Origin of the sequence: Streptomyces sp. CA-135486, from assembly GCF_050936555.1 — a bacterium.
Lineage (GTDB): Bacteria > Actinomycetota > Actinomycetes > Streptomycetales > Streptomycetaceae > Streptomyces.
Window position 1 is genome coordinate 2,059,786 of the sequence record NZ_JBNJMM010000001.1, and the last position, 12,899, is coordinate 2,072,684.

Annotated in this window: 11 protein-coding genes; 5 read left to right on the top strand and 6 right to left on the bottom strand. The window is 70.1% G+C overall.

The genetic code is table 11. The features are described from left to right. Positions 1–37 precede the first annotated feature (37 nt). Positions 38–721: a hypothetical protein gene (locus ACQEVG_RS09320; RefSeq protein WP_432979793.1), complete on the bottom strand. Its 684-nt coding sequence runs from the start codon at positions 719–721 to the stop codon at positions 38–40. Positions 722–775: 54 nt separating this feature from the next. Next, positions 776–2,104, bottom strand: coding sequence for a DUF2252 domain-containing protein (locus ACQEVG_RS09325; RefSeq protein WP_432979796.1), 1,329 nt, complete (start codon positions 2,102–2,104; stop codon positions 776–778). 171 nt (positions 2,105–2,275) lie between these two features. Here ACQEVG_RS09325 and dnaE point away from each other — a divergent pair, with 171 nt between their 5' ends. Further along, positions 2,276–5,815, top strand: coding sequence for a DNA polymerase III subunit alpha (gene dnaE, locus ACQEVG_RS09330; protein WP_432979799.1), 3,540 nt, complete (start codon positions 2,276–2,278; stop codon positions 5,813–5,815). A gap of 116 nt (positions 5,816–5,931) precedes the next feature. Here dnaE and ACQEVG_RS09335 read toward each other — a convergent pair whose 3' ends face one another. Continuing rightward, positions 5,932–6,120, bottom strand: coding sequence for a hypothetical protein (locus ACQEVG_RS09335; RefSeq protein ID WP_432979802.1), 189 nt, complete (start codon positions 6,118–6,120; stop codon positions 5,932–5,934). 275 nt (positions 6,121–6,395) lie between these two features. On the opposite strand from ACQEVG_RS09335, the gene ACQEVG_RS09340 reads away from it, so the two are divergent. From ACQEVG_RS09340 to ACQEVG_RS09355, 4 genes are read left to right on the top strand one after another with little or no spacing between them, the layout of a single operon-like run. Continuing rightward, complete coding sequence (locus ACQEVG_RS09340; RefSeq protein ID WP_432979805.1) at positions 6,396–7,625, top strand: NYN domain-containing protein; 1,230 nt, start codon at positions 6,396–6,398, stop codon at positions 7,623–7,625. A 46-nt stretch (positions 7,626–7,671) separates the two neighbouring features. Further along, the gene (locus ACQEVG_RS09345; protein WP_432985198.1) at positions 7,672–8,637 is read left to right on the top strand and encodes an ABC transporter ATP-binding protein; all 966 of its coding nucleotides are present in this window, start codon (positions 7,672–7,674) and stop codon (positions 8,635–8,637) included. Further along, positions 8,634–9,452: an ABC transporter permease gene (locus tag ACQEVG_RS09350; RefSeq protein WP_432979808.1), complete on the top strand. Its 819-nt coding sequence runs from the start codon at positions 8,634–8,636 to the stop codon at positions 9,450–9,452. Before ACQEVG_RS09345 ends, ACQEVG_RS09350 begins: the two co-directional genes overlap by 4 nt. Before the next feature lie 34 nt (positions 9,453–9,486). Beyond that, complete coding sequence (locus tag ACQEVG_RS09355) at positions 9,487–10,134, top strand: DUF2567 domain-containing protein (RefSeq protein ID WP_432979811.1); 648 nt, start codon at positions 9,487–9,489, stop codon at positions 10,132–10,134. A 387-nt stretch (positions 10,135–10,521) separates the two neighbouring features. Here the strand turns inward: ACQEVG_RS09355 and ybaK are convergent, their stop codons facing one another. From ybaK to ACQEVG_RS09370, 3 genes are read right to left on the bottom strand one after another with little or no spacing between them, the layout of a single operon-like run. After that, the gene (ybaK, locus tag ACQEVG_RS09360; protein WP_432979814.1) at positions 10,522–11,016 is read right to left on the bottom strand and encodes a Cys-tRNA(Pro) deacylase; all 495 of its coding nucleotides are present in this window, start codon (positions 11,014–11,016) and stop codon (positions 10,522–10,524) included. Positions 11,017–11,031: 15 nt separating this feature from the next. Beyond that, a complete protein-coding gene (locus ACQEVG_RS09365; protein ID WP_432979817.1) occupies positions 11,032–11,772 on the bottom strand; it encodes an LON peptidase substrate-binding domain-containing protein in 741 nt (246 codons plus the stop codon). Between the two features lie 11 nt (positions 11,773–11,783). After that, the gene (locus tag ACQEVG_RS09370) at positions 11,784–12,806 is read right to left on the bottom strand and encodes a hypothetical protein (RefSeq protein ID WP_432979820.1); all 1,023 of its coding nucleotides are present in this window, start codon (positions 12,804–12,806) and stop codon (positions 11,784–11,786) included. Positions 12,807–12,899 lie beyond the last annotated feature (93 nt).

A 12,899-nucleotide genomic window follows, 5' to 3' on the forward strand; every position in this document is an offset into this window, starting at 1 on the left:
GTCGTATCGAGAGATACGGAAAAGGGGGACTGCGGGCTCAGGCGAAAACTGCGGCCGAGCGTGGCGGTCCCCGCCGTCCGACGGAGTGCACCAGCAGGCGGGTGCGGGAGATCCGGGGGCGGCCGAGCGCGGGGCCCGCCCCCCGGCGTACGGACCGGTGCGCCGTCCCCGACGCCGCGACCGCCAGCAGCAGCGGCCGGAACGCGAAGGCGCCCACCGCCCGCACCAGAGTGGCCAGCGCGGACTCGCCGCGCCGCAGCCAGGCCGCGGCGAGCAGGCCCACCGACACATGGGCGGCGAGCAGCAGCCAGGGCAGGGCGGGATCGGTGGAGTGGAGCAGGGGGAACGCGCCATGGCCGGTGGACACACCCGGCAGCTGTGCGCCGACGCTGTCGCCGCACAGCACGTCGAAGCCGACCGAGCGCAGCGAACCGGCGACCGGCCCGCCGCCGGGGCCGTAGCAGACGTCCTGGCCGGTGGTGAACACGGTGTCCGCGGCCAGCTCCAGCGGGACGAGCAGACTCGCGATCCGCCAGTAGCCCCGCTCGCGGCCGGACAGGGCGTACACGACGCCGAAGACGCCCGCCGACAGACCCGCGACGGTGGTCAGCGGCAGCGGAGCCCGGGAGAGCAGCACATGGGAAGCCACGGACAGCGTCACGACCAGTGCCGTGAAGATCGCTGCCCGCAGCCCCCTGAGCTGCATCCCTGATATGTCCATCACCCGGGAGTGTCCCATGCCTGCCGGTAAGCGGTCCCTAAGTTCCGCCGACGCTCAGCCCAGCCGGCCGTTGCGGAACAGGTCCACGAAGATCTGGTGGTCCGCCCGCGCCCGCGCGCCGTAGCTGTGCGCGAACTCGACCAGCAGCTCGGGGAAGGCCTCCTCGTCGGCCGCGATCGCCGCGTCGATGGCCCGCTCCGTGGAGAACGGCACCAGCGAGTGCCCGCTCTCGTAGTCCGCCGCGCCGTGCATTGTGGCCGTGGCCCGGCCCAGGTCGGCGACGACCGCCGTGATCTCCTCCGGGTCGTCGATGTCGGACCAGTCCAGATCCACGGCATACGGAGAGACCTCGGCGACCAGCTGGCCGGCGCCGTCCAGCTCGGTCCAGCCCAGCCACGGATCGGCGTGGTCCTGCAGCGCGCGCTGCGAGATCACCGTGCGGTGGCCCTCGTGCTGGAAGTACTCCCGCACGGCGCCGTCGGTGATGTGCCGGGAGACCGCGGGGGTCTGCGCCTGCTTCATATAGATGATGACGTCGTTCTCGAGGGCGTCGCTGTTGCCCTCCAGCAGGATGTTGTACGAGGGCAGGCCCGCGGATCCGATGCCGATGCCGCGACGGCCCACCACGTCCTTGACGCGATAGGAGTCGGGCCGGGTCAGGCTGGACTCGGGCAGCGTCTCCAGATAGCCGTCGAAGGCGGCCAGCACCTTGTACCGGGTGGCCGCGTCCAGCTCGATCGAGCCGCCGCCGGGCGCGAACCGGCGCTCGAAGTCGCGGATCTCGGTCATCGAGTCGAGCAGCGAGAAGCGGGTCAGCGAGCGGGCGTCGCGCAGTACGTCCAGCAGCGGGCCCTCGGCGGTGTCCAGCGTGAAGGGCGGCACCTCGTCGTTCTTCGCGCCCGTCGCCAGGGCGTGGATGCGCTCGCGGTAGGACGCGGCGTAGATCCGTACCAGCTCGGTGATCTGCTCGTCGCTGAGCGCCTTGGTGTAGCCGATCAGCGCCAGCGATGCGGCCAGCCGCTTCAGGTCCCAGGTGAAGGGGCCGACGTACGCCTCGTCGAAGTCGTTGACGTTGAAGATCAGACGGCCGTTGGCGTCCATGTACGTGCCGAAGTTCTCGGCGTGCAGATCGCCGTGGATCCAGACCCGGCCGGTGCGCTCGTCCAGGAACGGGCCGCCGTGCTGCTCCCGCTCCAGGTCGTTGTAGAAGAGGCAGGCCGTGCCCCGGTAGAACGCGAACGCCGAGGCGGCCATCTTCCGGAACTTGACCTGGAAGGCAGCGGGATCGGCGGCCAGCAGCTGGCCGAAAGCGGTGTCGAAGACGGCGAGAATCTGCTCGCCACGCTCTTCGGCTGTGACCTCGGCGGGGCGCGGTACCGACATCGCTGGGTGCCTCCTGGTGCCTGACAAATGAGGAGCGGTGTTCCGCCCCTCCAACGCACGAAGGTACCCGGGAGTGCCCGCCGACTGTCAGTGCGGCGACGTAGACTTCCACGCTGTTCCCCCAGACTGCCCGCAGCCTGTCATCCGCCGTTTTCGCTGGAGGCCTCCGCCGTGACCAAGCCGCCTTTCACGCACCTTCACGTCCACACCCAGTACTCCCTGCTGGACGGTGCCGCGCGGCTCAAGGACATGTTCAACGCCTGCAATGAGATGGGCATGACGCACATCGCCATGACCGACCATGGCAACCTCCACGGCGCGTACGACTTCTTCCATTCGGCGAAGAAGGCGGACGTCACGCCCATCATCGGCATCGAGGCGTATGTCGCCCCGGAGTCCCGGCGGAACAAGCGGAAGATCCAGTGGGGGCAGCCGCACCAGAAGCGGGACGACGTCTCCGGTTCCGGTGGTTACACCCACAAGACGATCTGGGCGGCGAACAAGACCGGTCTGCACAATCTCTTCCGGCTCTCCTCCGACGCGTACGCCGAGGGCTGGCTGCAGAAGTGGCCCCGGATGGACAAGGAGACCATCGCCCAGTGGTCGGAGGGGCTCATCGCCTCCACCGGCTGCCCCTCCGGCGAGCTCCAGACCCGGCTGCGCCTCGGCCAGTTCGACGAGGCCCTCAAGGCGGCCAGCGAGTACCAGGACATCTTCGGCAAGGACAGGTACTTCCTGGAACTGATGGACCACGGCATCGAGATCGAGCGCCGGGTCCGCGACGGCCTGCTGGAGATCGGCAAGAAGCTCGGCATCCCGCCGCTCGTCACCAACGACTCGCACTACACCTACGCCCACGAGGCCGGCGCGCACGACGCCCTGCTGTGCATCCAGACCGGCAAGAACCTCTCGGACCCGGACCGCTTCCGCTTCGACGGCACCGGGTACTACCTCAAGTCCACCGACGAGATGTACGCCGTGGACTCCTCGGACGCCTGGCAGGAGGGCTGCGCCAACACCCTCCTCGTCGCGGAGCAGATCGACACCACCGGCATGTTCGAGGCGAAGAACCTCATGCCGAAGTTCGAGATCCCCGAGGGCTTCACCGAGATCACCTGGTTCCAGGAGGAAGTCCGGCGCGGCATGGAGCGCCGCTATCCGGCCGGCATCCCCGACGACCGCCAGAAGCAGGCCGAGTACGAGATGGACGTCATCATCCAGATGGGGTTCCCGGGCTACTTCCTCGTGGTCGCCGACTTCATCATGTGGGCCAAGAACAACGGCATTGCGGTGGGCCCCGGCCGAGGCTCCGCAGCCGGTTCGATCGTGGCGTACGCGATGGGCATCACCGACCTCGACCCGATCGAGCACGGCCTGATCTTCGAGCGGTTCCTCAACCCCGAGCGCGTCTCCATGCCCGATGTCGACATCGACTTCGACGAGCGCCGGCGCGTGGAAGTGATCCGGTACGTCACCGAGAAGTACGGCGCCGACAAGGTCGCCATGATCGGCACGTACGGAAAGATCAAGGCGAAGAACGCGATCAAGGACTCCGCCCGCGTCCTCGGCTACCCGTACGCGATGGGCGACCGCCTCACCAAGGCCATGCCCGCCGACGTCCTCGGCAAGGGCATCGACCTCTCCGGCATCACCGACTCCTCGCACCCTCGCTACAGCGAGGCCGGCGAGATCCGCGGGATGTACGAGAACGAGCCGGACGTGAAGAAGGTCATCGACACCGCCAAGGGCGTCGAGGGCCTGGTCCGGCAGATGGGCGTGCACGCCGCCGGCGTCATCATGTCCAGCGAGCCCATTGTCGACCACGCCCCGATCTGGGTGCGGCACACCGACGGCGTCACCATCACGCAGTGGGACTACCCGCAGTGCGAGTCGCTGGGCCTGCTGAAGATGGACTTTCTCGGCCTGCGCAACCTCACGATCATGGACGACGCCATCAAGATGGTGAAGGCCAACAAGGGCGTCGACCTGGAGATGCTCTCCCTCCCGCTGGACGACCCCAAGACGTACGAACTGCTCTGCCGCGGTGACACGCTCGGCGTCTTCCAGTTCGACGGCGGCCCCATGCGTTCGCTGCTGCGGCTGATGAAGCCCGACAACTTCGAGGACATTTCCGCCGTCTCGGCCCTGTACCGGCCGGGCCCGATGGGCATGAACTCGCACACGAACTACGCGCTCCGCAAGAACGGCCAGCAGGAGATCACGCCGATCCACCCGGAGCTCGAGGAGCCTCTCAAGGAGATCCTCGGCGTCACCTACGGCCTGATCGTCTACCAGGAGCAGGTGCAGAAGGCCGCCCAGATCATCGCCGGGTACTCGCTCGGCGAGGCCGACATCCTCCGCCGGGTGATGGGCAAGAAGAAGCCCGAGGAGCTGGCGAAGAACTTCGTTCTGTTCCAGGAAGGCGCCCGCAAGAACAATTACTCGGACCAGGCGATCCAGGCGCTGTGGGACGTGCTGGTCCCGTTCGCCGGATACGCGTTCAACAAGGCACACTCCTCGGCGTACGGCCTGGTCACCTACTGGACCGCGTATCTCAAGGCGAACTACCCCGCCGAGTACATGGCCGCGCTGCTCACCTCGGTGAAGGACGACAAGGACAAGTCCGCGGTCTATCTGAACGAGTGCCGCCGCATGGGCATCAAGGTGCTGCCGCCCAATGTGAACGAGTCCCAGTCGAACTTCGCCGCGCAGGGCGACGACGTGATCCTCTTCGGCCTCTCCGCCGTTCGTAATGTCGGCACGAACGTGGTGGAATCGATCATCCGCAGCCGCAAGGCCAAGGGGAAGTACACCACCTTCCCCGACTTCCTCGACAAGGTCGAGGCCGTCGTCTGCAATAAGCGGACCGTCGAATCGCTCATCAAGGCAGGCGCCTTCGACGAGATGGGCCACACCCGCAAGGGCCTGGTCGCCCACCACGAGCCGATGATCGACAACGTGGTGGCGGTCAAGCGCAAGGAGGCCGAGGGCCAGTTCGACCTGTTCGGCGGGATGGGCGAGGAGGACAACGACGAGCCGGGCTTCGGGCTCGACGTCGAGTTCTCCGACATCGAATGGGACAAGTCGTATCTGCTCGCGCAGGAGCGCGAGATGCTCGGCCTCTATGTCTCCGACCATCCGCTCTTCGGCATCGAGCATGTCCTGAGCGACAAGACGGACGCGGCCATCTCCCAGCTCACCGGCGGGGAGCACGCGGACGGCGCGGTCGTCACCATCGGCGGCATCATCTCCGGCCTGCAGCGCAAGATGACCAAGCAGGGCAACGCCTGGGCGATCGCCACCGTCGAGGATCTGGCCGGCTCCATCGAGTGCATGTTCTTCCCGGCGACCTACCAACTGGTGTCGACGCAGCTCGTCGAGGACACCGTGGTCTTCGTCAAGGGACGGCTCGACAAGCGCGAGGACATCCCGCGTCTTGTCGCCATGGAGCTGATGGTCCCCGACCTCTCGTCGGCGGGCACCAACGCCCCGGTGGTCGTCACCATCCCCACGGTCAAGGTCACCCCTCCGATGATCAGCAGGCTCGGCGAGATCCTCAGCCACCACAAGGGCAACACCGAGGTGCGGATCAAGCTGCAGGGTCCCCGCAAGACCACGGTGCTACGGCTCGACCGGCACCGGGTCCAGCCCGACCCGGCGCTCTTCGGCGATCTGAAGGTGCTGCTCGGCCCGTCCTGCCTGGCCGGCTGAGACCTTCGTACGCAGCGGAAACTTTCGTACGCGGCGAAGACTTCTGTACGCATACGCAAGGGGCGCGCCCGTCGTCACGGGCGCGCCCCTGTGGCGTGAGAGCGCTGGTAGGGCGATCAGTTGTGGCCGAAGCGCTTCTGGTGCTTGCGGGCCACGTCCGCCGGGCTGCCCTGAGCCTGGGACTGGGGGCGGGCCTGCGCCTGGGACTCGTACGCGGTCGACTTGGCGGCCTGCTCGGGGCCGTGCTCCGGTGACGACGCGCGGTCCTGCTGACCACTCTGCTTGCGGTTCTTGTTCTTGGCCATGGTGATTCCTCCTGTGGGGATCTCGGGGCCAGGGCCGCTGTCAGACTCACATACGGGATAAACCGCCGCATTTTGGATCATTGCAGTGCGTAACGGGCGTTTGTGCGGCGCGGTCCGTGGATCCGCCACGCCGATGATCGAGTTCCGGCCGTTAACCCTCCCGCGGTCGGGCAGACTCGAAGGAAACCCGGAACAATCCCCGATCCGGACTCTTCCCTGATCCGGATATTTCCTCGATTCCCCGATCCCGAGGTTCCCGAAAGAGGGTGGAACGCGTGGACCGCTGCGTAGTCCTGGTGGACGCCGGATATCTGCTGGGCGCCGCCGCGAGTCTCCTCGCCGGGGAACCGGCGCGCTCCCGGATCACCGTCGACCACGCCGCCCTCATCCAGGGCCTGCGCGAACTCGCCGAGACCGACACGCAGCGCCCACTGCTGCGTATCTACTGGTTCGACGGCGCCCCCGACCGCGTACCGCAACCCGAACACCGGCGGCTGCGCGTCATGCCACGGGTGACGGTCCGGCTCGGCGCCCTGACCCGCAGCGACGGCCGCTGGGCGCAGAAGGGGGTGGATGCGGCCATGCACGCCGAGCTGACCGAACTGGCCAGAAACCGTGCCTGCTCCGATGTGGTCCTGGTGACCGGCGACGGGGATCTGCTGCCCGGTCTGATGTCGGCCAAGGAGCACGGAGTCGCCGTCCATCTCTGGGCGGTGCAGGCCGCCGACGGCGACTACAACCAGTCCGAGGACCTGGTGGCCGAGGCCGACGAGCGCCGGGTGCTCGACCGTGCCTGGATCACCCGTGCCGTACGGGCCAAGGAACTCACCGGCATCTGCGCGCCACCGCCCGTGCCCCGCCCCGAGATCGCGGCGATCCTCTCCGCGCCGCTGCCCGAGTCGGCGCTGGCCGCCTCGCAGGAGCGCGCCGCCGAGGCCGTACGCAACGGCTCGCAGCCGGCCCCCTCGGAGAACTGCTCCGAGCAGGTCCCGGCTCCCGCGGCGAAAGGCGTGCCCACCCCCAAGGACCTGGCAGGCCTGCGTGCCCCCGGCCAGCACCCGGCGCCGCACCCCGCCAGCGCCACCCTGCGCTGGTCCTCCGACAAGGGCTGGGTCGAGCGCCCCGGTGCCGGGGCGCTGGGCGAGCCGGCGGAGACCGCTTCGCTGCCGACACTGGCCCAGCTCACCACTGCCGAGCAGCGCTGGGCCGACCGGGAGGAGGACATCACCACGGTCGGCGGCGACCCTTTCGAGGTCGGCCAGGTCTTCGCCCGGCGCTGGATGGAACGGCTGGCGGAGTCCAGCCATGTGCAGAAGCTGAGCACCATGTATCCGCGCATCCCGCACCGCATTGACGGTGAACTGCTGCGCTACGCCGCGCGCTTCGGGCTGCTCGCGCACAAGGACGACCAGATCGACGAGCACGACCGCTATGCGATCCGGGCAGGATTCTGGCGCGAGATCGATGTGCGGGCGGCCGCGGAACACGCCCCCGCGGGGGAGTAGCCCGGCCGACCCCGTAGGCTCGTCCCTTGTGAGTACGGTGTGCGTGGTGCGGGATCTGGTCAAAACGTACCCCGCCGTGCGCAGTCGCCGCGGGGCTCCGGGAACGCCGGAGGTACGCGCCACCGACGGGATCTCCCTCCAGGTGCGGCGTGGCGAGATCTTCGGTCTGCTCGGGCCCAACGGCGCCGGCAAGTCAACTCTCGTACGACAGCTCACCGGGCTGATGCGCCCGGACGCCGGCAGCGTCGAGGTGCTGGGCCACGATCTTGTACGCCACCCGGAGCGGGCCGCCCGGCTCATCGGCTACCTCGGCCAGCAGTCCACCGCACTCGACGAACTGACCGTCGCGCTCGCCGCCGAGACCACGGGACGGCTGCGCGGCCTTTCCGTGCGGGAGGCGCGGGCCGAACGGGACGCCGTACTGGACGAGCTCGGTCTCACCGAGCTCGCCGCGCGTCCGCTGAAGAAGCTGTCCGGCGGGCAGCGGCGGCTGGCCTGCTTCGCGACGACGCTGGTGGGAGAGCGGCCGGTGCTGGTACTGGACGAGCCGACCACCGGCATGGACCCCGTCGCGCGGCGCGCGGTGTGGGCCGCCGTCGACCGGCGGCGGGCCGAGAACGGGGTCACCGTGCTGCTCGTCACTCACAATGTCATCGAGGCCGAGACCGTACTGGACCGGGTGGCCGTGCTGGAGCGGGGCCGCGTCATCGCCTGCGACACCCCGACGGGGCTCAAGGAGCGGATCGCCGGCGAGGTGCGGGTCGAGCTGGTGTGGCGCGAGCGGGCGCCGCTGGAGGTGCCCGAGGTCACCGCGCTGCGCGCACTGGCGCAGGAGTCCGGGCGCCGTTGGGTGCTCAGGCTGGCGCCGGACGAGGCGCGGGCGGCGGTGGCGGCGGTGACGGGCGGTGCGGCCTTCGCGGCGCTCGACGACTTCACGCTGGCCACGCCCAGCCTGGAGGACGTGTACTTGGCGCTCGGCGGGAACGCGACGAGGGGGCTGGTCAAGGCGTGAGCATCGTGCCCGCGGAGGTGGTGTCCGCGAAGGTCTCAGTGGAGAGCCGGGCCGCGGCCGTCGCGCCGCTCGCGCCACGGGCGCGGCTGCTGCCGTCGCTGGGCGCCGTGTACCGCGCGCAGTTGTCGCGGGCGCGGGTCGCCCGGATCCCGCTGCTCTTCGTGGCGACCTTCCAGTCGATCGGGATCATGGTGCTGATGCGCGGGGTCGTCGACGGGGGCGGCGAGGCGCGGGCCGTCGTCGCCGGGTCGAGCGTCCTCGTCGTCGCGTTCGTCGCGCTCAATCTCCTCGCCCAGTACTTCGGACAGCTGCGGGCCGGGGGCGGCCTCGACCACTACGCCACGCTGCCGGTGCCGCCCGCGGCGGTCGTGCTCGGTGCGGCGGGGGCGTACGCCTCCTTCACGGTGCCCGGGACGGTCGTCACGGCGATCGCCGGCAGCGTGCTCTTCCAGCTGCCGCTGACGCATCTGTGGGTGCTCGCCGCGGTGATCCCGCTCGCGGGGGCGGCCCTCGCCGGTCTTGGCGCGGCGCTCGGGCTGCTCGCGCCGCGCCAGGAACTGGCCACGCTGCTCGGGCAGTTGGGCATGTCCGCGGCGCTGCTGCTCGGGGTGCTGCCGGCCGACCGGCTGCCCGGTCCCGTCTCGTACGCGCGGGATCTACTGCCGTCGACATACGGAGTCGAGGCGCTCGCCAGAACCTTTGACGCGCGTCCCGACTGGGCGGTGGTGGGTCTCGACCTCGCCGTCTGCGCGGCGGTCGGTGTGGTTTCGCTGACGGTCGCGACGTGGGCGTACCGGCGGGCGGCAGTCCGGTGAGGCACCGTCCGGGCCCGCCTGGCACGATGGCGGGGTGACCGCACCTCTGACTCCGCCGCACCAGCCTTCGCCGAACAACGACGACCCGTGGCAGTCGCCGCCTCCCGCGCCCTACTACGTACCGGGTGCGAAGGGCGGCGGTGCCGATCTGAGGACGGATCTGCGGGACGCGGCCGTGGTGCTGGCGGCCGTGGCGATCGCCGGTGTCGCGCTGGGGCTGCTGTGGCTGTGGCTGGCGCCGCGGGTGCCGCTGATCTCGAACGGCAAGGCGGTCTTCCTCAAGGACACGGAGGGCGAGGAGGCGGTGGGGGCGGACGGTACGTTCGTGCTGCTGGCCCTCGCCTTCGGCGCGGTGAGCGCGGCGGCCGTGTTCTGGCTCCGCAGGCGTGGGGGCATCGCGCTGGTGGCCGCGCTGGCCCTGGGCGGCCTGCTGGGTTCGCTGCTGGCGTGGGGGATCGGGGAGTGGTTCGGCCCGATGGACGACGTGGTGGCGCATGCGCGGGCGGTGGGGGAGGGCGTGACGTTCGACGCGCCGCTGGAGCTCAAGGCGACGGGGGCGGTGTTGGCCTGGCCGGTGGCGGCGATGGTGGTTCACCTCGCGCTGACGGCGTTGTTCGGGCCGCGGGATCCGGAGCCGGAGTGGCCAACGGGGTACGGTCCGGGGCCCGGCGGACCGGCCTGACGCCTGCGGCGGGCCTTGTCCCGGCCCCGCCCTCCTCCTACGGCCTGGCGGCCGTGGGAGGTACCCCCATCCCGTAGCCAGGGGGCATCGCCCCCTGGGCCCCCGGGACGCGCTTCGCGCGTGTCCTCAATCGCCGGACGGGCTGAATTTCAGCCCCGCCGGCGATTGAGGCGCGGGGGTCCGGGGGCGGAGCCCCCGGTTCGGGAAGGGGCGGGGCGGGGAAAAGCGCCGCAGGCGTACCCCCGCGCCGTCAGGCCGGGCGGCGGCCGTGGTTTGCGCGGTGCTTGCGGATGCGCCACTTGCGCTTGCGGGTGCGTTTGGACATGACCGTCCTCATTCCCCTCGGTTCCTACGGTCGTAGCCGAGTACCGCCCCGCCGTCGACCCCCTACGCGCGGCCGATCGGCGCCAGCACCGCCCCCGTCAGCGCCGCCAAATCCGCGGGCGCCAGTTCGACCTCCAGGCCGCGCCGGCCCGCCGAGACGCAGATCGTCGGATGGCCGGACGCCGACGCGTCGAGGACCGTGCGCAGGCGTTTGCGCTGGCCCAGCGGGGAGATGCCGCCGCGGACATAGCCCGTCGTGCGCTCCGCCGCCACCGGGTCCGCCATCGTCGCGCGCTTCGCGCCCACCGCTGCCGCCAGTGCCTTGAGGTCCAGCTGGCCCGCCACCGGGACGACCGCCACCGTCAGTTCGCCGTCGACGTCCGCGACCAGGGTCTTGAAGACCCGGTCGGGACAGACACCGAGCGCGACGGCCGCCTCCTCGCCGTAGGAGGGCGACGCCGGGTCGTGGTCGTACGCATGCACCGTGAAGGCCGTGCCCGCCGTGGTCAGGGCGACCGTCGCGGGCGTGCCGCCGGACTTCTTGGGCTTCTTCGGCACGGCAGGCTGCTCCTGTCAGTTGGGGCTCGTCGGCGCCCGGGTCAGGTCGACCGCGGGCAGCGACGGCAGATGGCGGATCACCGCGGTCTCCGCCCGCAGCAGCGTCAGTTCCTCCCGCAGCCGGGTGGCCGTGTCCGGCGCCTGGAGCAGGCGTTGCTTCGACGGGGTGTCCAGCACCGCCGCGGCCGCCACCAGATACGACACCACCGACGGATCGTCCGGCAGGTCCGCGTTCGTGGACAGCGACCTCTCCCGGGCCCCCGCCAGCCGCTTCTGGTAGCTGCGGAAGGCCCGCAGCACACCCTCCGCGAGGGCGCCCGCGCCGTCTCCGGCCTCCTCCGTAATCTCTTCGACTTCCGCCGTCAGATACGGGCCGCTCGCGTCGACCGAGAGGAGCTTGACCCGGGTCGTTCCGGTGGCGAGCACCTCGAAGCTGCCGTCGTCACGCTCGCGGATCGTCGCCGCGTCCGCGATACAGCCCACCCGGTGGAACGCCTGGATCGGGTCGGCGCCGAAGCCCGCCGCGGGACCGCGCTCGGGCAGCGAGGTCGGGTCCGGCATGCCGGGCGCGGTCGGCGCGACCTCGCGGCCGTCGCGGATGGCGACCACGGCGAAGCGGCGCGGCTCGGACTCGTCCGTCTTCAACAGCTCGCGCATCATGGCGCGATATCGCTCCTCGAAGACGTTCAAGGGCAGGACGAGGCCCGGGAACAGTACCGAGTTCAGCGGGAAGAGAGGCAGACGTGCGGTTGTCACAACGGTCTAGCCTAATGGCCCACGGACCCGCTTCGTCCGGCCCTTGGGCGCAGAGGCATCGTCGATGCGATCTGGATCCGTACGCCGTCCCGTGCTTCGAGGAACTGCCCCAGCGGATCATCGGTGACCGATGTCCACGGAAATGACGTCGCATGCGGCCCGATCAGCCGGAACTGTTCCAGCGCATCCGCCCATCGTCCTCGGGCCACCAGCACGTACACCAGCAGATTGCGCACCTCGGCCGGCCAGGGGTCCGCGGCCGCGTAGTCGCCCGAGAGCGTGATGGCGAGATCCGCCGCCGCGTCGATCCGGTCGTCCTGTACGGAGTTGGTGTCGCCGTTCAGCAACTGCGCGAACGCCGCCCGCACCGGCAGCGCCTGGACCAGCGAGCCCGGCAGCGAGTCCGCCGCCGCCTGCTCGGCGAAGTCGAAGCATTCGCGGTGCGAGCCGTACCACTGCGCGGACAGATACTGCAGGGCCGCGACATGACAGCCGTAGTGGTGCGAGGAGCGGCGCACTGCCTGCTCCCACAGCGACTCGAAGGCCGTGTGCGCGGCATGCGTGCCGCGCGCGTGGTCCAGAGCGATCCGCCACGGCACCGGATCGTTCGGATCGCCCTCCGCCGCCGCGTCGATCAGCGGTCCCAGTTCACGCAGCCGCTCCGCCCTGGCCGGTGACTCCCACGCCCTGCGGACCGCGAGCTCGGCCTTGACGACCAGTGCGTCGGGGTCGCGCGGTGCCGCGGCGAGCCAGGTCGTCAGCCACTCGTCGCGGTGGTACGCGAACGTGACGAGCCGCATCACATACCGGTCGCGGTTCTCCCACTCGGCCGATTCCCGGGTGGTCGCCAGCAGCTTGGCGGCCGGTTCGTACTCCCCGAGCGCAGCCGCGACCAGCGCCGGGCCCAGCCGCTCGTCGGGGGCGTCGAGCAGTACCGCCTCGGCGGCCGGCAGGCCGTCGGCGAGCCGCGGCGTATGCCGGATCATGCGCGCGGTACGGATCAGAGCACGGAGCAATGACATGGTGCGGACCATTGAAAACCGCAGGTCGGAAGGCGCGCCAGAGGGGCAGCTGTGAAGCTTTCGTAGCGGCGCAATGGTTGTCCTGGCAAAAGTCAAGAGAGGGTA

What these genes read in the sequence shown, in the direction of transcription:
- ACQEVG_RS09320 (WP_432979793.1), bottom strand. Translation starts at nt 721, where the DNA reads ATGGACATATCAGGGATGCAGCTCAGGGGGCTGCGGGCAGCGATCTTC.
- ACQEVG_RS09325 (WP_432979796.1), bottom strand. Translation starts at nt 2,104, where the DNA reads ATGTCGGTACCGCGCCCCGCCGAGGTCACAGCCGAAGAGCGTGGCGAG.
- ACQEVG_RS09335 (WP_432979802.1), bottom strand. Translation starts at nt 6,120, where the DNA reads ATGGCCAAGAACAAGAACCGCAAGCAGAGTGGTCAGCAGGACCGCGCG.
- ACQEVG_RS09370 (WP_432979820.1), bottom strand. Translation starts at nt 12,806, where the DNA reads ATGGTCCGCACCATGTCATTGCTCCGTGCTCTGATCCGTACCGCGCGC.